Annotated in this window: 31 protein-coding genes and 1 pseudogene; 31 read left to right on the top strand and 1 reads right to left on the bottom strand. The window is 49.8% G+C overall.

The annotated features are described in order from the left end of the window. Positions 1-61: 61 nt before the first annotated feature. Complete coding sequence (locus tag HMPREF3140_RS02425) at positions 62-883, top strand: DUF932 domain-containing protein (RefSeq protein ID WP_015065622.1); 822 nt, start codon at positions 62-64, stop codon at positions 881-883. A gap of 47 nt (positions 884-930) precedes the next feature. After that, on the top strand, positions 931-1,245 hold the full coding sequence (locus tag HMPREF3140_RS28090; protein WP_001568110.1) for a DUF5983 family protein: 315 nt from the start codon (positions 931-933) through the stop codon (positions 1,243-1,245). Positions 1,246-1,277: 32 nt separating this feature from the next. On the opposite strand, the gene HMPREF3140_RS02420 is transcribed toward HMPREF3140_RS28090, so the two are convergent. Continuing rightward, positions 1,278-1,763 carry a transglycosylase SLT domain-containing protein gene (locus HMPREF3140_RS02420; protein ID WP_001568108.1) on the bottom strand — a complete coding sequence of 162 codons (486 nt, stop codon included), beginning with the start codon at positions 1,761-1,763 and terminating at the stop codon, positions 1,278-1,280. Positions 1,764-2,197: 434 nt separating this feature from the next. On the opposite strand from HMPREF3140_RS02420, the gene traM reads away from it, so the two are divergent. The 29 genes and pseudogenes from traM to trbB all read left to right on the top strand — a co-directional run bounded on the left by traM (position 2,198) and on the right by trbB (position 20,707). Continuing rightward, a complete protein-coding gene (traM, locus tag HMPREF3140_RS02415; protein ID WP_004206766.1) occupies positions 2,198-2,590 on the top strand; it encodes a conjugal transfer relaxosome DNA-binding protein TraM in 393 nt (130 codons plus the stop codon). Between the two features lie 206 nt (positions 2,591-2,796). Then, positions 2,797-3,492 carry a transcriptional regulator TraJ family protein gene (locus HMPREF3140_RS26815; RefSeq protein WP_077270442.1) on the top strand — a complete coding sequence of 232 codons (696 nt, stop codon included), beginning with the start codon at positions 2,797-2,799 and terminating at the stop codon, positions 3,490-3,492. Positions 3,493-3,575: 83 nt separating this feature from the next. Further along, positions 3,576-3,947, top strand: coding sequence for a TraY domain-containing protein (locus HMPREF3140_RS02405; protein WP_077270443.1), 372 nt, complete (start codon positions 3,576-3,578; stop codon positions 3,945-3,947). Between the two features lie 53 nt (positions 3,948-4,000). Then, the gene (traA, locus tag HMPREF3140_RS02400; protein WP_004178060.1) at positions 4,001-4,369 is read left to right on the top strand and encodes a type IV conjugative transfer system pilin TraA; all 369 of its coding nucleotides are present in this window, start codon (positions 4,001-4,003) and stop codon (positions 4,367-4,369) included. 13 nt (positions 4,370-4,382) lie between these two features. Continuing rightward, complete coding sequence (gene traL / locus HMPREF3140_RS02395) at positions 4,383-4,688, top strand: type IV conjugative transfer system protein TraL (RefSeq protein ID WP_004178059.1); 306 nt, start codon at positions 4,383-4,385, stop codon at positions 4,686-4,688. A 19-nt stretch (positions 4,689-4,707) separates the two neighbouring features. Continuing rightward, positions 4,708-5,274, top strand: a complete 567-nt coding sequence (gene traE / locus HMPREF3140_RS02390; RefSeq protein WP_004152602.1) for a type IV conjugative transfer system protein TraE — start codon at positions 4,708-4,710, stop codon at positions 5,272-5,274. Beyond that, positions 5,261-6,001, top strand: a complete 741-nt coding sequence (traK, locus tag HMPREF3140_RS02385) for a type-F conjugative transfer system secretin TraK (protein ID WP_070552836.1) — start codon at positions 5,261-5,263, stop codon at positions 5,999-6,001. The genes traE and traK overlap by 14 nt, the downstream gene beginning before the upstream one ends. After that, on the top strand, positions 6,001-7,425 hold the full coding sequence (gene traB / locus HMPREF3140_RS02380; protein WP_070552835.1) for an F-type conjugal transfer pilus assembly protein TraB: 1,425 nt from the start codon (positions 6,001-6,003) through the stop codon (positions 7,423-7,425). Before traK ends, traB begins: the two co-directional genes overlap by 1 nt. Continuing rightward, a pseudogene (gene traP / locus HMPREF3140_RS02375) lies at positions 7,418-7,837 on the top strand (conjugal transfer pilus-stabilizing protein TraP); the annotation flags it as partial. The gene traB and the pseudogene traP, both read left to right, overlap by 8 nt. A 30-nt stretch (positions 7,838-7,867) precedes the next feature. Beyond that, positions 7,868-8,023, top strand: a complete 156-nt coding sequence (locus tag HMPREF3140_RS28550) for a hypothetical protein (RefSeq protein ID WP_153587559.1) — start codon at positions 7,868-7,870, stop codon at positions 8,021-8,023. Between the two features lie 19 nt (positions 8,024-8,042). Next, positions 8,043-8,612, top strand: a complete 570-nt coding sequence (gene traV / locus HMPREF3140_RS02370; protein ID WP_015065628.1) for a type IV conjugative transfer system lipoprotein TraV — start codon at positions 8,043-8,045, stop codon at positions 8,610-8,612. 155 nt (positions 8,613-8,767) lie between these two features. Further along, positions 8,768-9,166: a hypothetical protein gene (locus HMPREF3140_RS29185; protein WP_223177007.1), complete on the top strand. Its 399-nt coding sequence runs from the start codon at positions 8,768-8,770 to the stop codon at positions 9,164-9,166. 28 nt (positions 9,167-9,194) lie between these two features. Next, positions 9,195-9,485 carry a hypothetical protein gene (locus tag HMPREF3140_RS02365; RefSeq protein ID WP_032426790.1) on the top strand — a complete coding sequence of 97 codons (291 nt, stop codon included), beginning with the start codon at positions 9,195-9,197 and terminating at the stop codon, positions 9,483-9,485. Positions 9,486-9,508: 23 nt separating this feature from the next. Beyond that, the gene (locus HMPREF3140_RS02360) at positions 9,509-9,727 is read left to right on the top strand and encodes a hypothetical protein (protein WP_004171484.1); all 219 of its coding nucleotides are present in this window, start codon (positions 9,509-9,511) and stop codon (positions 9,725-9,727) included. Continuing rightward, complete coding sequence (locus HMPREF3140_RS02355) at positions 9,728-10,045, top strand: hypothetical protein (protein ID WP_016530481.1); 318 nt, start codon at positions 9,728-9,730, stop codon at positions 10,043-10,045. 66 nt (positions 10,046-10,111) lie between these two features. After that, positions 10,112-10,516, top strand: coding sequence for a hypothetical protein (locus tag HMPREF3140_RS02350; protein WP_023320104.1), 405 nt, complete (start codon positions 10,112-10,114; stop codon positions 10,514-10,516). 24 nt (positions 10,517-10,540) lie between these two features. Next, positions 10,541-10,939 (top strand): hypothetical protein, encoded by a 399-nt coding sequence (locus HMPREF3140_RS02345; protein WP_074421641.1) that lies wholly within the window; start codon positions 10,541-10,543, stop codon positions 10,937-10,939. Positions 10,940-11,010: 71 nt separating this feature from the next. Next, positions 11,011-13,650, top strand: coding sequence for a type IV secretion system protein TraC (gene traC / locus HMPREF3140_RS02340; protein WP_070552833.1), 2,640 nt, complete (start codon positions 11,011-11,013; stop codon positions 13,648-13,650). Further along, positions 13,650-14,039: a type-F conjugative transfer system protein TrbI gene (trbI, locus tag HMPREF3140_RS02335; RefSeq protein WP_070552832.1), complete on the top strand. Its 390-nt coding sequence runs from the start codon at positions 13,650-13,652 to the stop codon at positions 14,037-14,039. The genes traC and trbI overlap by 1 nt, the downstream gene beginning before the upstream one ends. After that, entirely contained in the window at positions 14,039-14,665 is a 627-nt protein-coding gene (gene traW / locus HMPREF3140_RS02330; protein ID WP_004152590.1) for a type-F conjugative transfer system protein TraW, read from the top strand. The genes trbI and traW overlap by 1 nt, the downstream gene beginning before the upstream one ends. A gap of 43 nt (positions 14,666-14,708) precedes the next feature. Then, positions 14,709-15,668 carry a conjugal transfer pilus assembly protein TraU gene (gene traU, locus HMPREF3140_RS02325; RefSeq protein ID WP_015065634.1) on the top strand — a complete coding sequence of 320 codons (960 nt, stop codon included), beginning with the start codon at positions 14,709-14,711 and terminating at the stop codon, positions 15,666-15,668. 12 nt (positions 15,669-15,680) lie between these two features. Then, positions 15,681-16,319: a type-F conjugative transfer system pilin assembly protein TrbC gene (trbC, locus tag HMPREF3140_RS02320; RefSeq protein WP_015065635.1), complete on the top strand. Its 639-nt coding sequence runs from the start codon at positions 15,681-15,683 to the stop codon at positions 16,317-16,319. Positions 16,320-16,377: 58 nt separating this feature from the next. Further along, positions 16,378-18,333 carry a type-F conjugative transfer system mating-pair stabilization protein TraN gene (gene traN / locus HMPREF3140_RS02315; protein WP_070552831.1) on the top strand — a complete coding sequence of 652 codons (1,956 nt, stop codon included), beginning with the start codon at positions 16,378-16,380 and terminating at the stop codon, positions 18,331-18,333. A gap of 31 nt (positions 18,334-18,364) precedes the next feature. Continuing rightward, positions 18,365-18,601, top strand: a complete 237-nt coding sequence (trbE, locus tag HMPREF3140_RS02310; protein ID WP_032436746.1) for a conjugal transfer protein TrbE — start codon at positions 18,365-18,367, stop codon at positions 18,599-18,601. Then, on the top strand, positions 18,598-18,783 hold the full coding sequence (locus tag HMPREF3140_RS29540) for a hypothetical protein (RefSeq protein WP_032436745.1): 186 nt from the start codon (positions 18,598-18,600) through the stop codon (positions 18,781-18,783). The genes trbE and HMPREF3140_RS29540 overlap by 4 nt, the downstream gene beginning before the upstream one ends. A 45-nt stretch (positions 18,784-18,828) precedes the next feature. Then, positions 18,829-19,155: a hypothetical protein gene (locus tag HMPREF3140_RS02300; protein WP_032436744.1), complete on the top strand. Its 327-nt coding sequence runs from the start codon at positions 18,829-18,831 to the stop codon at positions 19,153-19,155. Positions 19,156-19,175: 20 nt separating this feature from the next. Next, on the top strand, positions 19,176-19,928 hold the full coding sequence (traF, locus tag HMPREF3140_RS02295; RefSeq protein ID WP_015065637.1) for a type-F conjugative transfer system pilin assembly protein TraF: 753 nt from the start codon (positions 19,176-19,178) through the stop codon (positions 19,926-19,928). Positions 19,929-19,938: 10 nt separating this feature from the next. Then, entirely contained in the window at positions 19,939-20,178 is a 240-nt protein-coding gene (gene traQ, locus HMPREF3140_RS02290; protein WP_032442642.1) for a type-F conjugative transfer system pilin chaperone TraQ, read from the top strand. Then, positions 20,150-20,707 carry a type-F conjugative transfer system pilin assembly thiol-disulfide isomerase TrbB gene (gene trbB, locus HMPREF3140_RS02285; protein WP_004152678.1) on the top strand — a complete coding sequence of 186 codons (558 nt, stop codon included), beginning with the start codon at positions 20,150-20,152 and terminating at the stop codon, positions 20,705-20,707. Before traQ ends, trbB begins: the two co-directional genes overlap by 29 nt. Positions 20,708-20,736: the final 29 nt, after the last annotated feature.

The following is a 20,736-nucleotide window of genomic DNA, read 5'->3' as shown; positions in this document are numbered from 1 at the left end:
CCGCGGCCCCGGCAACTCAACGGGTGATGGTTAAAAAATTAAACAGGTGAAGGAGAATAATATGCGTTTAGCATCCCGATTTGGACTTACTCATTCCATTCGTCAGGAACGCCCACTGACTAACGATGAATTGGTCAAGGTTGTACCTTCTGTGTTTTCAGAAGAAAAGCATAATTCACGTAGTGATCGCTATACCTATATTCCAACCATTACACTGCTGGATAAATTACGTGAAGAAGGTTTCCAGCCATTTTTTGCCTGTCAGTCACGAGTAAGGGATGAGGATAAACGGGGGCATACTAAGCATATGGTAAGACTTCGCCGTGAAGGGGCCAATAAAGGAACAGAAGTACCCGAAATTATTCTTCTTAACTCGCATGATGGATCGTCCAGCTATCAAATGATACCGGGTATGTTCCGTTTTGTATGCACAAATGGCCTTGTATGCGGTACGTCGTTTGGCGAGATTCGTGTACCTCATAAAGGTGATATTGTTGGGAGGGTCATAGAAGGTGCTTACGAAGTTCTGGGCATTTTCGATAAAATTACTGAAGGCGTTGATGTCATGAAGTCTATTACATTAACCAAAGAAGAACAGCGTCTGTTTGGACAAGCTGCATTAACCTACCGATACGATGATGAAAATAAAGCACCAGTCAGCATTGAACAGATAATTCATCCGCGCCGTTATGAAGATAAAAAAGATGACATCTGGACTACATATCAAAGGGTCCAGGAAAATCTGATTAAAGGCGGTTTGCCTGGCCGAACTGAAAAAGGGAAAAGAACAACAACCCGGCCAGTAAAAGCAATCGATGGTGATGTCAAACTCAATAAGGCATTGTGGTTAATTGCGGAGAAATTCCGCACTCTTAAAGGCTAATTATAAGCGCCGGGCAGCTGTCCGGCGTTTTGACGGTGGGAATACTTATGTTTGAATTTAAAGCTGTGTGTATCAGTATTTCACATATGGAAGAAGGTGATATCAGAGTTCTTCAGGTGCTTTCATCAACAACCAATTATCTAACATGCGATAGTTACTTAGAGTGGATACATGATACACCTTATGGTTGTGTTATAAGAATGTATGATTTCAAACGCCATCTTCTGGCGCTAAAAAGAGGTGGGGTGTCTAAATTTTTACGCAAAAATCTCATACTAATGCACCGGGAGGGCGGGTATCTGCTTTTTCATTTTGATAGTGATGCCGATTATTATCCAGGTATAGATGCCGTAGATTTTTAAGAAATTCAAGCCTTCTTATATCAGAAGGCTTTTTAGTTCATGGCGATTTTCTGATCTTTAGAAGAAGTTCGTTTGCTTGCTTTGATAGCCGTGTAGTAGTAATGGATCTTCTTCGCATACTCGTAACGTCTTGCTGCCTGGCGCGGGGTCTTTTTGAAGCCTGCATTGTATGCCCCGACTGCATCCCACGAAACGCCCCACTTTTTAAACGCCTGAGCCAGATAATAGGCTCCGGTGTAGATGTTAAGACAAGCATCGCTAAGAAGATGATCCGGTTTTATTCCATATCGCGACAGTTCGTTGAAATGCTGCGAGTCAATTTGCATCAAGCCTGATCCATAACCCGTAACAGGATTACGCCCAATCGCATCAATTTTAAATCGTGATTCTTGCCATGATATAGCACGCAGGAGATCCGGATCAATTTTGTAATCCCTGCCAGCCATATCAAAGCAGTCTGCTGCCATTGATGACAATGGTATTAAAGACAGGATGATACCAAACGCTACTCCCTTCATGAATTCCCCTCCGTGCCAAATCCCGGAATAACCTTAACCCATCCAAGACCGAGACTCAACATATATGCACTCCTCACCACAAAATGACCACACCCCACGCAAAATTTAAATTTTGCAGATTTATTATTTAAACCATAGAGTTATGGTCAACTAAATTACACTATCTTTCATTATGTAATATAAATATGAATCGCAGATGAATCGCTAACGATTCACTTATAAATCGTGGGTGAATCAGTAACGAATCAACCCTTATGAAATCTAGCTTTATTGGCGAATTGACTCTAGATTCAATTCGTGGTGTGATTCGCCTTATGAATCGAGTTTCAAGGCGGTGAATCTAGATTCGAATCGCGAATTGAATCGTTGGTGAATCGTCTGAATTGGTTGGCTGTAAATAGTATCAAGATTTCTTTTTATATTAAGGGATGGATATGGCAAAGATACAGGCATATGTTAGCGATGAAGTTGCTGAAAAAATTAATGCCATTGTGGAGAAACGGAAAGCTGAGGGCGCCAGGGAGAAAGATGTTAGTTTTTCCAGTGTGTCTACGATGCTTGTCGAGTTAGGCTTGAGGGTTTATGAAGCGCAAATGGAAAGGAAAGAAAGCGGCTTTAATCAGATGGCTTTCAATAAGGTTTTGCTTGAAACAGTTTTGAAGACACAATTTGCAACCAACAAAATTTTGGGAATTTCTTGTTTGAGTCCACATATCTCAGGTAACCAAAAATTTGAGTGGCGATTTATGATTGATAACATTCTGGAAGACACTAAAGAAGTGGTCGATACATTCTTTCCAGAATCAGAAGATGGTGACGAAGAGTAAACTACACAACATTAAGTTATCTAGATTATTAAACTAAAATATAAAAAATAAAAGCGGAATGAACTGCGTATTTTTAGTGACAGGGAAGTGGGTTACATTTATCATAGTTTGAGAGGCTCAGGTCTCACAAAATTTGAGAATCGCTGATGTGAAGGGTTGGCCCCCTTCACATCAGCTGCCCATAGAATCCTGTTGAGGAGGCTCCTATGTGTTCGATGGATCGTATTGAAAACACCAACTGTAGTCAATTGGATTTCTTTCGTGAAATGCAATTAACTGTCAACCTTTCTAGCCATCCTGCTTGTATAAGGCTCCGTGATGGATCCTTTTCCCATTTCAATCATTCTTTCGCTACAACTTTTCTGCACAATATTAACGTTAACATATGGTTTAACCGTTTGGAAATCTCCTCTTCTTTACGTCTGTCAGCTCTTGACGCAGAAGTTTACTCAGGCGATCGAAAAATGCTCGTTGAGGAAAATTTGCCCATTAATGGGAACCGATGGGATTTTATAATAGAACGGATGTCATTTGATGGAACAGAGTTCACTCTGTGGAAGTTCTGTCATCTTCAACGAGGCGGTTTTTTACTGTCTCCTGTTCGCTCAGGTTTTATAAAAAAACTCAACGAATTTAAAAATGCAGTCGGTTTTTTAACTGATGTTCAGATTGAGACTCTGGCTCTATATTCTTTTGGTGCCTCCCACAATCAGATCTCAGAGGTTTTAAATATAGCAATTGGAACATCGAAAAACAGGGTGAATCGTATTCTTGCTGCTTTACCAATCCGCACGAGAGAAGAGGTATTTTATTTTTTATTCGCCAGTGGAATGGCATTTTCATTCTGTAAGGTTGTTACAGAATTAATTGGAAGTCGTGTTAGTAAATTGTTAAATAAATAGTGACCTTTTGTCTATTGTGTTAAGGGGTTTTATTTGTGAGACTACTCCTATTGAAAAGTAGAGTGGAGGTGCAAGTGAGGCGAATGACTACTCGTCCGGCATTAGGTCCATGCGTTAGTTTCAAACTTGATGAAGATGCGCATCTGAAATTGGTAAATGCCAAAGAGAGAAGCGGACGTAGTAAGGCTGGGGAGGTTGTGCTTAGGGTTAAGGATCACCTTTTACGCTATCCAGATTTTTATCCAACTGTAACATATAAGAGTGTGAGTTTTGGTCCTGTTGTTATGGCCCGCTTTGATGAGGATACAAACAAAAAACTGATTGCAGCTAAAAATAAAAGTAACAGAAGCAAGTCGCATGAAGTTTATCTTCGTCTCAAAGCACATCTGTTCGAATTTCCTGATTTTTATAGTTCTGAAGTCGAAGTGATAAGGAGGTCAGTATCTGAAACATAAGTAGTCCCGAAGGTATTACCATTTAAACATTATCTATTTAAAAGGAAATAAATATGAATGCTGTATTAAGTGTTCAGGGCTCTGCTGTCCCTGAAAAAACCAAACCGTCTTTTATGTCCCGCGTTTTCAATAAAAAGAAAGCCCTGAAAGCCGCTAAAGTTGCGCTGCCGGTTGCTGCTGTGGCGGCGTTCTTCCCGGATGCTGCGATGGCTACCACCACGGCAACCGACCTGATGAAGTCCGGGGATGCGACCGTTAAAGGCACGTTTGGTAAGCAATCCAGCGTCGTCAAATGGGTGGTTTTGGCAGAAGTTGTCGCCGGCGGCATCATGTACATGATGACCAAAAACGTGAAGTTCCTGTTTGGCTTCGCGATTATTTCCACCTTTATCACCATCGGTATGTCGGTCGCCGGTTACTGACAGGAAGCACGTGATGACGGGAGACGAATTAAAGCGATACCGTTTCCCGGAAACACTGACTAACCAGTCCCGCTGGTTTGGCTTATATCTCGATGAACTTATCCCGGCCGTGATTTGTCTCGGCTGGGGTTTCTGGACCAGCAAGTTCATTTTTGGTATGGCTGCAGCGGCACTGGTTTTCTGGGGTATCAAGAAACTGAAAAAAGGGCGGGGCAGTTCCTGGCTACGCGACCTGATTTACTGGTATCTGCCAACCTCCCTTCTTAAAGGTTTCTTTCATGATGTTCCGGACTCCTGTTTCCGGCAGTGGATTAAATAAATCAACGGGGAAATAACATATGGAACATGGTGCCAGACAAAATACCACCCGCGTTATCGCTGTGGGATTTATCAGTCTGGGGACACTCCTGACCCTCAGTCTTGCGACCAATATTATCCAGGGCATAAATAATTACCGTCTGCAGACGGAACAGAAAGTGGCGGTGACACCGATGTTATTCCGTGCCCCCTTTGCGGTGTCTCAGAACCAGGCTGACGCTTCTTATATTGAGCAGCTGGGCCTGTCCTTTGTTGCCCTGCGTCTGAATGTCACGCCGGAAACGGTTGATGCCCAGCATCAGCAGCTTCTCCGGTATGTATTACCCGCTGCGCAGAACAGCCTAAAGGTCCAGCTGGCTGAAGATGCGAAACGTATTAAAGACAATAACGTTAATGCCACCTTTTATATGACCTCGATCCGTGCGTGGCCGGCAGAGAACCGCGTGGATATCCGGGGTGAGCTGAAAACGTGGATTGGGGATTCCAAACCCTACAGTGAAATTAAAAGTTATGTCATTCAGTTCAGTCGTGTCGATGGTGTCAGCTGGCTGGCGCGTTTTGGAGAAATAAATAATGAAAAAAATTAACTCGTTATTTATTTCAGGTTGTCTGCTGTTGGTCGCCCCTGCGATGTCAGCGACCCTTAGCGGTACGCTGGCGCCGACAGTGGTTCCCCTGACCAATGGCGGTCAGGCAAATATTGCCGTGAGTAACACCGATCCGAATCTGTTCACAGTACCTGGAGATCGCATCACGGCGATAAACAGCCTGGACGGCGGCCTGACAAACCAGGAGCAGACCGACAGCGGCGGCGCCATTCTGGCGACCGTCAGTAAAAAACCATTCACCTTCATTGTGGAAACCGAACGCGGGCTGAACTTCTCCATTCGTGCCGTGCCCCGTGCGGGCTCAGGCCGGACAATTCAGCTGGTCAGCGAGCTGGCGGGTACCCCCGGTCCGGCAAAAGCCTGGGAAGAGTCGAATCCCTATGAATCGTTACTGGTTTCGCTGAATCGCGCCGTGCGTCAGGGCAGCGTACCCGATGAGTATCAGTCTGTCCCCGTCACTTCTGAAGTGCTGCAGGTGCCGGCTGGTCTGCGCGCCACTGCCGATCGGGTCTGGGTCGGTCATCACCTGAAAGTTGTCCGTTACAGTCTGGACAATGTCTCCCTGTCGGCCCGTATGGTGCGTGAAAGCGATTTCTGGCAGCCCGGAACACGTGCCGTCATGTTCAGTACCCCGGCGGGCCTGCTGACTGCCGGTGGTCGCATGCAGATCTGGGTCACGACGTCAGATGAAGGAGTGAAGCGCTGATGGCCAACTTCAACACGCTGATCAAACGTAAACAATATATCTGGCTGGGACTCATTCTGGCGGGCGGCGCAGCAGCCGTCGGAGGCGGGCTGTATCTGTCAGATCTGAACATGAGCTCTGATGAGGAAGCCCCGGCTCAGGGCGAACCCGCGCCGGATATGACCGGGGTGGTCGACAGCAGCTTCAACAGTAAGGTGGAGCAGCACGCGACCACCGAAATGCAGGCGACTGCCGCTGATCTCAACAAGCGTTTTGACTCCCTGCAGGGGGAAGTGGAACTACTGAGTAAGGCGCGAACCGCTGACCAGATACGTATTGACAAACTCAGCAGTGACAATGAAGCCATGCAGACTCAGCTGAAGGCGCTGGGCGTGAAACCGGCTGTCTCTGGTGGCGAGCCCGCGCCGACTCCTCCGTCACCGCCACCCGGTCCGGAAGGGGAGCCGCAGCCAGCCAGTTATCCGCCGCAAACCGGCGCCGCGGTACCGCCTCCGACGGCATTCTATCCGGGGAATGGTATGACACCGCCGCCGCAGGTCAGCTACCAGTCTGTACCGGTACCAAACCAGATACAGCGTAAAACGTTCAGTTACGACAAAGGAAAAAAAACGAAGTCATTGCCTTACATTCCGTCGGGGAGCTTTGCAAAAAGCATGCTTATCGAGGGGGCAGATGCCAACGCGTCTGTTACCGGGAATGAATCAACTGTACCGATGCAGTTGCGTATCACCGGTCGCGTGGAAATGCCAAACAGCAAAACCTACGACCTGACAGGGTGTTTTGTGGGCCTTGAAGCCTGGGGCGATGTCTCCAGCGAACGCGCCATTGTCCGTACCCGCAATATCAGCTGTATCAAAGGTGATAAAACCATCGATCAGCCCATTAACGGCCACGTTTCCTTTATGGGGAAAAACGGGGTTAAGGGAGAGGTGGTGATGCGTAACGGAAAAATCCTCGGCTGGGCATGGGGGGCCGGTTTTGTTGACGGGATTGGTCAGGGCATGGAACGGGCTTCACAGCCGGCTGTTGGCCTGGGGGCAACCGCATCTGTTGGCGCCGGTGACGTTCTGAAAATGGGGGTCGGCGGTGGTGCATCTAAAGCTGCGCAGACGCTGAGCGAGTACTACATCAAAAGGGCCGAGCAGTATCACCCGGTCATTCCGATTGGTGCCGGCAACGAAGTGACCGTCGTGTTCCAGGATGGATTCCAGCTGAAAACGATTGAAGAACTGGAAGCGGAAAAGAACGGGCAACAGCAGGCTCAGAATCAGGAGGCGGAGCCGGCACCGCAGGCTGATGCACATCATCAGTCAGGCGGCGGTATGAACGGATTCAATACTGACGAGATGCTGAAGAAGCTGGGCAAACTTGATCCGCGGGAGTTCTCTCCGGGCGCAGCGCCGCAGGGGGAAAATAATGGCTAAGTCTCTCATTACTGCTGTTCTGTCAGCACTGCGCTGGGCTCACTGGCTGGTTAAGTGTGCGGTGGTGTATCCGCTGGCCATGATGATGTTACTGGTTGTTCTGGTGTTCCTGACGGGACCGTACACGTTCGGCCAGACGCTGGTGAAAACCGTAGAGTCTGTGCAGCAGGAGGGATATGTCATTCAGGACTGCACGGGGCCGAAAGAACTTAATGGTGATGCGGTGAACGCTCCACTGCCTCCGGTTTTACAGGACGACTGCACCACCGTCAGTACGGATGCGGCAGGGTATGCAGCATATATCGACCAGAGCTATAGGCATAATATTCTCTGGCTCTGGCTGCTGATGGCGGTGGTGTTTACCGGGATGGCTGTGGTTTTCCGTAGGACTCCTGTCCGCAGGGGATTTCTCGGGTGAAGGATGTCAGGGGGGGCCTGCGTAATGAACAGGAAGCAGGAGAAAAAGGAGCCTAAGCCTGTACCTCAATCTGCAAATTATTTAGACCCCAAACTTTATGAGGAGCTTGTAAGGGCTGCTAATAATCTTGCAGAAGCAGTATTCAGGAAGACTGACTGGAAATCGATTTTTAAAAAATAAACAGATTACGGGTGAATATATGAAGGAATTAATGCTGTTAATTCCTCTGGGCAGCGCTTTGCTCTTAACCGGGTGTGCGGGCACAGAGACCGAATTTCAATGTAATGCCACGACGTCGGATACCTGTATGACGATGGAGCAGGCAAATGAAAAAGCGAAGCTGAAAGAGGAACGCAGTGATGCAAAGCCGGCTGCGGCCGGGTTGCCACAACTGGCTGAGGGTAATTTCAGAACCACATCAGTTAATTCGTACCCGTTGCCGCCACAGCCAAATTTAATGCGTCCCGGAGCAACGACAACTGCACCGACTAATACAGTAACGTCAGGATTGCTGACGAATAACAGGAAAGTCAGTACGCCGGTGTATCGGCCCGTGGCTGTAGCGCCAGCTGTTCGACCAGTGAGTGTATCAACTTTTACATCGCCGGTGACGGTTCCTGGTAATTATCCCCGGCCATTAAGAAAAGGGGAGGAGACAACGTCATTGTGGATAGCGCCGTACGTGGATGCAGATGATGTATATCACCAGCCAGCAACGGTTCTTTTTGTCGTGACACCATCGGCGTGGGGACAACCTCGCCTTAATTGATTCACAGCGCCATTACTGGCGCTGCAGTAAGTTTTCATTTCTGAATTATAACGAGTGCCCTCTGCGTTGAAAGGGATGGGCGGTAGCGTGCTCAGACGCAGATATTACGCTCATGTATCTTTGTGTAAGGCGTTATTTAAATAGGTGGGTTGATTATGATTAATCTCTTAACATTCTCTTATAAGCTTGTTCGGGCTGACTCATTTTATATATTTTATTTTTTTCTCGCTATTGGTATGGGAGTGATAGTTGGATTTTTTGCATCAAGGGCGTTTGAGAGAAGGGTGTGGCGCGTATGCATGTTCTCTGGGGTTTTAATTCTTCATGTTATAACTGCCCTTGTTATTTTGTCACCAGAGGATGCTTATAAGGAAATGATTTTAAGAAAAAAGAATACAATGAATACATTAACAAACTGCAAGATATCAGCTTTTGATGCTCAACAAGGATTTAATGGGCGCAAAGATGCCTGGTCCTGTCCTGACGGAACAACCCGCTACCTTCCCGTTAAGTACAGGCCAGAAGGAAGTTTATCTGAAAATAAAGTGCAATGATGTTATTTACTGAAAGGAAAAGCTTGTTATGAGAGAGTTATTCGGATGGGCGATGTGGCTGGTGTTTTTATTGGCAGGTTATGTCCTGCTATTTTCTACTGACAGTAATACAGTACCCGAAGCGCTTTCTCATCACTGGAAAAATGACTGCCGGTTGCTTGAGACTAATATTGATAAAGGGTTTTTCTCTCCTGCGCAAAATCGACTTCAGTGTGGTGATGTTATTGAAAATGTCAGCAAGGCTGATTATGACAGAGCGATAAGTGGCGATAAGCAAACAACTCTCGCAGAGGCAATGAAAGAAATATTCATTCGTTAATATATAAACAGAGGCAATAAAGTATGCATGCCTTTATTTTTCTGGTGCTGATGACGCCGAGTAGTGGTGGTGGAATTTGGGATATTACTCCCATGCCTAATACAGATGTCTGCATAAAAATGCTACGGGTACTCGAAGCACGTGGAGGCAGAGGTTACGGAAGTAATACAGGAGAGTGCATTGAAATTAAAACACGCGAGCCTTTGAACAGCGTGATGGAAACATTGAGTGAGGGTGGGTAAATGGCTGAATCTCTGTTAAGTTTTGATAGTGATGGTTATGTACGACTGTTTTTTGCAATGGCAATCATTATCTGTGGTTACGGCTATGTAATTATGGGTGTTTTTATAAGAGATGCGCTTTCCTATATTTTAATGTTGTTTGGGCTTACAGGTCTCAGTGCTTTATTTTCTTTCATGGTATTCATGGATAAAAACATGTGGGCCGGTTCTCCTGATTTGACTCTGTCAGTAATAACGGGATTTTTTACAGCCACAGTGATCTTTTATATGTTTTATGTCTTGATTTATTCCTTTGATCGGATGGGGGCAGGTGAATAGTAAGACCGATGGTCAGTATTAACAATCTCACGTTATTTGAAAGTATGCAGCATAAGGAATAAGAAAGTGAAAGCGTACTATATACTTGGACATAACGTTGCATGGCTTAACGGTATATGCCTGATTCTTTTTGTTATTGGTGTGGTCGGTGCGCTGGCAATGGTTGCCATCCCTGAAAAATTCAATCTTCGAGTTAACAGAGGCGATACATTCATATACTGTGCGCTTATGGCGGTGGTTGGGTTTTGCGGGATGTTCGTTATCTCCATTCACTCATTTTCGATGGATGAACTTGAAGCAGGTAGACACTGGAAAAACGACTGCAATACACTTGAAGTAAACATACCGACAGGCGCTTTTACCAGCCCTGTAAATAAACTGGACTGTGATGGCATCATCATTAATGTGCCTGGTAGGCAGTATTATTCGTATATCCATCAGTGGGAATTATATAAAGCTAACAAAAAATGAAATGCTGGTTAAAATAAATAGGGGATGGATATGATGCTGTTTTTTAGAAAGTATGGTTTTTTGTTTATCCCTCCAGTCTACTGGCTCATCTATCTGGGAGTCAGGCTGACGTACAATGGACTGGCAGGAGAGTTTTCTCCTGATTTCTTTCAGGGTATTCGACATGAAGGCCTCTATATTATCTGTAGTTTGTGTGTCTTTTATTTTTTCTGCCTGGAGGTGGAAATTAGTGATGGGGAGTTCTCAGCGAACCTTCTGTTCCTGATTGTTTTCTTTCATGTGGTTTTATTATTTATCACTCTGCTTATTTGTTTGTGGCAAGGGGCGATTTTGTTGGATGCGATCTTTATGGGCCAGATTATTGCCTCCATGTGTTTATTGTTTTTCATTCCTGTGCTTTCCATTATAAGAAGGAGTTTCTAGTGCGGCTGTGAATATTCTTCTTGCCATTTATTACCCTTGTTGTTTTGAAATGCTTTTAAAGGAACGACCGCATGAGTAATAACATCATTGATACCGTCACCCAGGCTGTGAATTCACTCGTATCAGCACTGAAGCTGCCCGACGAATCCGCTAAAGCCAATGACACGCTGGGCAGCATGAATTTCCCCCAGTTCAGCCGTATTCTGCCCTATAAGGATTATGATTCCGCGACCGGTCTGTTTATTAATAACAAAACCGTCGGTTTTATGTTTGAGGCGCGTCCTTTACCCGGTGCGGATAAAAGTATCGTCGCCACACTGGAGCATTTACTGCGCAGCAAACTTCCCCGGGGCGTCCCGGTCAGTTTTCATCTGGTCTCCAGCAAACTGGTCGGCAATGATATCGACTATGGTCTGCGTGAATTCCGCTGGAGTGGTAAACAGGCTAAGAAGTTTAACGCCATTACCCAGGCCTACTACCTCCGGGCAGCGGAGACGAAGTTCCCCCTGCCTCCTGATCTGGATTTGCCACTGACGCTGCGTAACTACCGCGTGTACATCTCCTGCTGCGTACCCAGGAAGAAGAACTCCACCACGCAAATTGTCGAGATGGAGAACCAGATAAAAATCCTGCGGGCGTCACTGGGCGGTGCCTATATTCCGACGCGTATCCTTGATGCTGCCGGGCTGGTCGAACTGATGCGTGAGCTGATAAACCCGGACCCGCACGAAATGTACCGCGTACCGTATAAGCTGGACCCCTATCAGGATCTGAACTATCAGTGTGTCGATGACAGCTTTGATATGCAGGTCACCGCCGGTCATCTGAAAATTGGCCGCCTGGGGCGCGACGGGAAAGAGTGCGTGACCCGGGTGACGAGCTACCATCTGGAGAGTGATCCGGAAATGGCCTTCCTCTGGACCGCTGCGGACAACTACGCCAACCTGCTTAACCCGGAGCTCTCCATTTCCTGCCCCTTTGTCATCACGCTGACGCTGATGGTGGAGGACCAGGTGAAGACCCAGAACGAAGCCAACCTGAAGTTCATGGACGTGGAGAAGAAAAGCAAAACCTCCTACGCGAAGTACTTTCCGAACGTGATAAAGGAAATGCAGGAGTGGGGCGATATCCGCCAGCGACTGTCGACCAACCAGACCTCCCTGGTGTCCTATTTCTTTAATATCACCACGTACACCGCAGACAGCACAGAGGCCTCTCTCGCCGCTGAACAGCAGGTGCTCAACAGCTACCGTAAAGGCGGTTTCCAGCTTATCCCGGCCCGCTACCATCACCTGCGTAACTTTCTGGCCATGATGCCGTTCAAGTGTGGTGAGGGTCTGTTTAAAGAGCTGCAGGCGGCAGGCGTGGTTAAGCGGGCGGAGACGTTCCAGGTGGCTAACCTCCTGCCGATCGTCGCTGACAGCCCGCTGGCGCCGGCGGGACTCCTGGCGCCCACCTACCGAAACCAGCTGGCGTTCATCGACCTGTTCTACGAGGGAATGAACAATACCAATTTCAACATGGCGGTCTGCGGGACGTCCGGGGCGGGTAAAACCGGTCTGATTCAGCCCCTCATTCGCAGTGTGCTCGACTCCGGCGGGTTTGCCTGGGTGTTCGATATGGGCGATGGCTATAAGTCCCTGTGTGAAAACATGGGGGGCGTATATCTCGATGGCGATACCCTCAAGTTTAACCCGTTCGCCAACGTGCTGGATGATGCTCACTTCGACATGTCAGCAGAACGTATACGCGATCAGATGTCGGTGATGGCCAGTCCGAACGGCAACCTCGATGAAGTCCATGAAGGCCTGCTTCTGCAGGCAGTTCAGGCGGCCTGGTTAAGCAAACGTAATCAGGCTCGCGTTGATGACGTAGTGCAGTTTTTACAGGACGCGAAGGACAGCGATGAATATGCTGATTCCCCGACAATCCGGGGCCGTCTGGACGAGATGATAATCCTGCTCGATCAGTACACGGTGAATGGGATCTACGGGGACTATTTCAACTCAGATAAACCAACACTCCACGATGATGCCCGGATGGTGGTACTGGAACTCGGTGGCCTGGAGTCGCGGCCCTCTCTGCTTATCGCTGTGATGTTTTCATTGATTATTTACATCGAGAACAGGATGTATCAGTCACCGCGTGGCCTGAAAAAACTGAACGTCATCGATGAAGGATGGAAGCTCCTTGATTTCAAGAATGAAAAAGTGGGGCAGTTTATCGAGAAAGGCTACCGTACTGCGCGTCGACATACCGGCGCATACATCACCATCACGCAGAACATCGTCGACTTCGACTCCCCGACCGCCTCCAGCGCCGCACGTGCAGCGTGGGGGAACTCATCGTACAAGGCCATTCTGAAGCAGTCAGCGAAGGAATTTGCCAAGTATAACCAGCTGTACCCGGATCAGTTCAGCAAGCTGGAGAAAGACATGATTAACGGCTTCGGTTCGGCCAAAGAGCAGTGGTTCTCCTCTTTTATGCTGCAGGTGGAAGCGAACTGCTCCTGGCACCGCCTGTTCGTCGACCCGCTCAGCCGGGCGATGTACTCCTCCAGAGGCCCGGATTTTGAGTACATGCAAGCGCGCCGGCAGGAGGGGGTCGATATCCACGATGCGGTATACGGACTGGCGTGCCGCAACTTTAAAGACGAAATGGCTGAGCTTGAATCCCGAATACCGGTGAATGACATGGAGGATAAACAGTGATGAAAAACAACACCGAACAACCGGTCAGTACGACCTCTCATACCTTTCGCCGGATATCTGTCATCGTTGCTCTCGTGCTTTTCGCCCTGGCAACCAGCGCGTTTCTCTCACGTGTGGTTCTGGAGTACTCCACGCCGCGGGTGGTGGCTTTTGATATGAAGAAGACGCTCGACAGCTTTATGGACAGTGTCAGTCAGAAGCAGCTGACAGAAGCGCAGTCAAAAGCGCTCTCTGACCGGTTTAACGACGCGCTGGAGAAGAGTCTGGCGGAGTATCAGCGGCAGCATCATGTGGTCATTCTGGTTTCACCTGCCGTGGTTCAGGGCGCGCCCGATGTGACCCGCAACATCCAGCACGACATTGCCCGCCGGATGAAAGGAGAACAGTAATGATACGACTGAAAGACTGTCTGCTCGCCGCCTGCCTGGTATCGCCGCTGACTCAGGCGGCTGATCTCGGTACCTGGGGGGATTTATGGCCAGTCCGGGAGCAGGACATGCTGCAGCTCATCACGCAGCGTCTGCAGTCACTGCAATCCTCTGGCCAGTGGGACCAGACGATGGATGCGTTTAAGCAGCGGGTTATCGAGAACAGTCAGCGCCCGGCACCGGTGGAGGGCATTAAGCGTGCGGAGAAATACGAGCAGCGCTGGTTTGATCCCAGCATCCGCCTGACCGAAGACCTGAAGGACAATGAGGGGCGGGTGTTTGCCCGCAAGGGCGATGTGGTGAACCCGCTTAAAACCGTACCGTTTGTCCAGACCCTGTACTTCATCAATGGAGACGATGCCGACCAGCTGGCCTGGATGAAGCGTCAGGTGCCGGAAACCCTGATGAGCAAAATTATCCTGGTGCGCGGCAGTATCCCGGACACCTCCGCAGCGCTGGACAGCCGGATCTATTTCGACCAGAACGGCGTACTGAGCAAGCGATTTGGCCTGACGGCGGTCCCGGCGCGGATCACGCCGGCGCCATCCGGTGAACGCCTGAATATTGAGACCTTCCCTGTAAAATAAGGATGTTTCTGTGAAAACCCTGACGCTTTTCCTGAGTGCCCTGATGTTGTGGGGGTACAGCCTCAGTGCGGCTGCTGATCCCTCCTGTGAGGGCCGGTTTGTTAACCCGATCACCGATGTGTGCTGGCGCTGCATATTTCCTTTATCACTCGGCAGCGTGCAGGTTGGTAAAGGCGATCTGCCTGATACCAGCAATCCGGGTAGTCCCCTGCAGCTGTGTCCGGCGCCGCCACCGATTTTTGTTCGCCCCGGCCTGGCCATCGGGTACTGGGAGCCGATGGCCATGACGGACGTCAGCCGTTCGCCTGGCTGTATGGTCAATCTGGGGGGCTTCAGTATCAATCTCGGCAAGACCGGTATGGGGACCGCGAGAAAGGACGACAAGCAGGTGAACGGCGCTTTTTATCACGTTCACTGGTACAAGTACCCGCTGACCTACTGGCTGAACATCATCACCTCCGCAGGCTGTCTGGAAGGCGGAGACATGGATATAGCCTATCTGTCCGAGATTGACCCGACCTGGGTGGACAGCAGCCTCACCACCATTCTGAATCCGGAAGCCATCCTGTTTGCCAACCCCATCGCACAGGGGGCGTGCGCGGCTGACGCTATGGCCAGCGCGTTTCATATGCCACTCGATATTCTGTTCTGGTGTGCCGGCTCTCAGGGTTCGATGTACCCGTTTAGCGGCTGGGTAAGCAACGAGTCCAGTCCGCTGCAGTCCTCGTTACTTGTCAGCGAGCGCATGGCGTACAAGCTTCACCGGCAGGGACAAATTATGGAGAGCATCGGGAAGGACAAGGCGGTCTGCTATGAGTATCCGTCCCCGATCATCCCCAAAGAGCGCTGGCGCTATCAGATGGTGAACATGTACCCGGACAGCGGCCAATGCCATCCCGTGGGGCGCAGCGTGATGCGCTGGGAGGCCGGTAAAAATCCACCCAACACCCGTAAGAACTATGGCTATCTGATGTGGCGTAAACGCAATTGTGTCTTTCTCTGACAGGAGTCTCTCATGAAATTAATGAATCTGTTTATGGTCATGCTTTTGCTGACCGGACGAGCAGTGTTGGCTGAAACCTCCTCTGTTACAGACAGAGAATGGCTGAAGCAGCAGGAGAACCTCAGCGAACAGCTGCGCCAGCATCCGGATAAACAGCTGCAGCAGGAGCTTGAGGCGCAAATCAACCGTAATCCTCTGCCCAAATCAGACCGCCAGTTTATCGATAATCTGGTCAGCCAGCAGAAAGCGGCGAATCAGGAAAAGCCAGCAGAAGGGGCGCTGTACTTTGTCTCCTTCTCGATACCTGAAGAGGGGCTGAAGCGGATGCTGCACGAAACCCGGCAGTACGGCATTCCGGCGACACTGCGTGGGCTCGTCAATAACGACATGAAGACCACCACTGACGCGGTGCTGCAGCTGGTGAAGGATGGCGTGACCGACGGCGTGCAGATCGACCCGACACTATATACGCAGTACAGCATCCGGAGTGTGCCGTCTCTGGTGGTACGGTGTCAGGCCGGATATGACGTGGTACGCGGTAACATTCACGTCAAACAGGCGCTGGAGAAAGTCGCACAAACCGGTGACTGTGCACAGGTGGCCCGGCAGATGCTTGATGCGCCCTCGAATGCCGCCGGGAGCCAGCCATGAAAGACAGACCGTACTTCATAGCGTTACCGGAAATGGTGAGGGATGAGGGAGGGCAGAAATGAAGACGGTTATTTCCGTACTGACTGCGCATTTTTTTGTCCTGAGCGCCTTTATCTGGCTGGCATCCCCCGCCTGTGCTGACAGTGGAAGCGACTATAAAGCTGGTTCGGATTTTGCGAAACAGGTGCAGGGCAATGGTCTGAACTCACTGAAAAATTTCAGTGGTGAGCAAAACCTGCCGGGGTATACCGACAGCCCTGATCAGACAAAATACTATGGCGGCGTCACTGCCAGCGGAGACAGCTCTCTGAAAAGCGATTCAGCCCTGGAGTTCAGCCAGGGAGATACCGGCAAAGCGATTACTGAGTCGTTCACGAACCGGCCACCGGATCAGATATCTCAGGATGCGCCGTTTATTCAGGCCGCAAAGGATACAGAATCCCGTGCCGACAGCATTGTCGGTGATACCGGACAGTCCTGTACCGCCCAGGTTGTGAACCGCAGCGAGTTCACAAACCATACCTGCGAACGTGATCTGCAGGTGGAAAATTTTTGCACACGGGAAGCGACCCTGAAGGATAACGCCACCACGCAGAAAGTTAACCGAACCTATCAGCAGGTGGTGACGCTGAATTATGCCCGGAGTACCCGGCAATGGAGTGGCAACCTGACGATCCCGACCAACGGTCGTCTGCTGAATGCCTCGGTGGATGGTGAGCCTCTGGTGATCCCCTGGATTGAAGAATGCGATTCCGAAGGGAAGGTGCGGGATAGCTGCAAGAGTGCAGTCAGTGAAAGCCTGACCCTCTTTGAACGAACGTTCCCCATAGATGTGATCAGCTGGCCACGTTCAGAATCGATGTGTTCAGGCGGTCAGAACACGCATTGTACGAAATATACCTATGACGGGAAGGGGAAGATTCATCAGTCGTTTGGTGTGGACAAAGCGGTTACTGCAGGGCAGAACTTTTCAGTAAGCAAAACATCACGGACCGTATCATCGGGTAGCCAGAAACCCGTACAGGTCACGGTCACCCTGGTGATGGAAGAAACCGAAACCGTCTACGCACCTGAAGTCGTCTGGGTTGAAAGCTGTCCGTTCAGTAAGGATGAAGGAAAAAAAACGGGGGAGGAATGTATCAGTCCGGGAGGAACGCGAACCATCACCCTCGGAGGCAGGGATTACTCGTTCACGGAAGCCTGCTGGAAATATAAGGATACCTGGCTCACGCAGCCGGCGGACAGCGGCTCCTGTGAAATCCTGATGAAAAATACGGCCTGTACTCTGTCATCCCGCCAGTGCGCCTTCTCCAGCGAGGAAGGCACGTGCCTGCATGAATATGCAACGTATTCCTGCGAAACCAGGACGAGTGGCAAGCAAATGATCTGCGGCGGTGATGTCTTCTGCCTTGATGGTGAATGTGACAAAGCCACGTCCGGGAAGAGCAATGACTTTGGGCAGGCGGTATCTGAGCTGGCGGCACTGGCAGCCGCGGGGAAGGACGTCGCGGCACTGAACGGGGTGGATGTCCGGGCCTTCACCGGAAAAGCGAAGTTCTGTAAGAAATTTGCTGCCGGCTTCAGTAACTGCTGCAAAGACAGCGGCTGGGGCCAGGATGTGGGGCTGGCACGCTGCAGCAGCGAGGAAAAGGCGCTGGCCAAAGCGAAAAAAGACAAGCTGACGGTCAGTATCGGGGAATTCTGCTCTAAAAAAGTTCTGGGTATTTGCCTGGAGAAAAAAAGGAGCTATTGCCAGTTCGACTCAAAACTGGCGCAGATCGTTCAGCAGCAGGGAAGAAACGGTCAGCTGCATATCGGTTTTGGCGGCGCCAGCAGTCCTGACTGTCGGGGCATTACCACCGCGGAACTCCAGGGGATTGATTTTAACAAGCTTGATTTCACCAACTTTATGGACGACCTGATGAAAAATCAAAAAATACCGGAAAACGATGTTCTCACCAATAAGACCAAGGAACGAATTAAGGAAATCATGAGTCAGCAATCCGCGCAATAAACCATGCTGACTAATAAAGAGACCGATAATCATGAAAATTAATTTTCACAAACAGCCTGCCATTGATTTTGTCCTGAGATTAACGCTGACAATAATCATTATTTCTCCGGTGATTTATTTCTCCTGGGATGCCGTCAAAGGGACGTCGGGGAATGATTATGTCGAGAGTGTGGTTTTTATTGTTGCGGTTGGTTTTTTCTGGTTCGTGAGCTATCTCTTTTTTAGTTCGCTTGCCGCGTTGTTACGGAAAAAGACGGAGGAAGAATGAAGACGGTGCGCAGGTTTAATAAGTTTAAAGATTGGTTCAGGTTAGCAGGGGTAATCCTTATTCCTGTTCTGTTGATAATTAACATGGCAACGTTATTAACGAGCGATGCTGGGTTCGTAATTGTTAGATCTTTATTGTTTATTTTTGTTCTCACGATTATAGCAAGACGATTACAGCCATAAAGACGGGCGTCACCGCTTTAATCAGCAAAACAGACAGGAGTGTTCATGGAAGAGAAAAAAGCCTACGGGCTGGTCATGGTTTTTGTCGGGGTGTTTGTCTTTTTCCTGGTCAACATTATGTCGTACAGCCTGTGGCGGGACAGACAGGTTAACGCATTTATGACCACCAACCGGGCCTGGGGGATCCAGTGCGACACTGTTTCTCAGGCCGCGTGGGTGGTCAGGGACGGGGAGCGGGTGGACCTTCAGATAAATCATCTGCCTCTGTACTGCAGCGGTTACCGCTTTGAAGCCCGTGATGATGCAGGAAAGATACAGCGCCAGCTCGATAAATACAGTGTCTATCAGCATCTGTCACGCCAGTCGCAATAATTCATAAAAGGGTATTTGCCATGCGAACAATACATGCCGCCATGCTGGCGGGATGCCTTTGCTGCGCCCTGATGCCGGCTTTCGCCAAAGACGCGGGCTGGCAGTGGTACAACGAGAAACTTAAGCCCCATGATGAGGAAAGGAAAGCCGCACCAGCGGCACCACCGCCGCAAATGGATATTCTGGAGAAACTCGCCACACTCCAGGCGGCCACCAAACGGTCGTTGTACGAAGCCATTCTGTATCCATCGTCTGAAAACTTCGTTAAGTATTTCCGGCTGCAGAACTACTGGACGCAGCAGGCAGGTTTGTTCTCGATGAGTGCGAAGAAAGCGATGCTGGAAAACCCCGAACTCGATTACAACCTGCAGCACAGCTACTACAACGGCACGGTAAAAAACCAGCTCGCTGCCGACTATGCCGAACAGCGACAGGCTATCTCCACCCTCGCACAGCACTACGGCGTGATGTTCTTCTACCGGGGCCGGGAAGCGATCGATGGCCAGCTGGTCCAGGTGATTAAAAATTTTCGCGAAACCTATGGCCTGAGCGTGATACCGGTGTCGGTTGACGGAGTGATTAACCCCATGCTGCCCGATAGCCGGACGGACCAGGGCCAGGCAGAGCAGCTTGGCGTGAAGTTCTTCCCCGCGATGATGCTGGTTAACCCGAAAAGTGGCCAGGTGAAGCCTCTCAGTTACGGCTTTATCAGTCAGGACGACCTGGCGAAACAGTTCCTCTATGTCTCCAGCGACTTTAAACCGAATTTCTAAGGAGTGTGTCATGCGAAATATTCGTTTTCCGGATTTAGATATCACCGGGATGTGGGTGCTGGCCGTGGGCGTGTTTTTCCACCTGATAGCCAGGCTTGTCAGAAAACAGCCTGAAATGGCCGTGCAGGCCGCTGAAATTCTGGGATTAGGAATGGTGGTGTTCGGGGGATACCGCATTCTTAACGCCCTGATTGCTGAAGCCGAAAAAGAGGAGAAAGCCTGTGAAAAACAGCCTGATGAACCTCGCTAAGACGCCGCTGGCGGCACTGGCTCTTTCCCTTGCACTGGCCGGGATGGCACATGCGGGAACGCTCGATGAGGTGAAGTCGCTCTGGGATCCGCGGGGTATCTCCGGTACTGAAACGGCCTCCCCGCAGAGCGACACTCCCCAGGCGGTGAGCGGGGCATCTCAGCCACGCTGGTTACGACTCAGCAACGGAAAGCAGGTGGACCTGCGCGACTGGAAAGTGGTGCTGTTCATGCAGGGACACTGTCCCTACTGTCATAAATTTGACCCGGTGCTGAAGCAGCTGGCCGGACAGTATGGCTTCTCCGTGTTCTCTTACACCATTGACGGACAGGGTGATGACGCGTTTCCGGAAGCGCTGCCGGCGCCTCCTGACGTGATGCAGACCTTTTTCCCCAATATCCCGGTGGCGACCCCGACTACGTTTCTGGTGAACGTAAACACGCTGGCAGCGTACCCGATCCTGCAGGGCGCCACGGATGCACAGGGCTTTATGGCCAGAGTGGATACGGTATTTCAGATGATGCATTAGCCTCTGTTATATCCGGTCTTAGCAAGTGA

The sequence above is a fragment of the Klebsiella sp. HMSC16A12 genome (genome assembly GCF_001808265.1).
In the GTDB taxonomy this organism is placed as follows: domain Bacteria; phylum Pseudomonadota; class Gammaproteobacteria; order Enterobacterales; family Enterobacteriaceae; genus Klebsiella; species Klebsiella pneumoniae.
The sequence above is the reverse complement of the archived record's forward strand: the minus strand, read 5'-3'. Positions and strand labels throughout refer to the sequence as shown.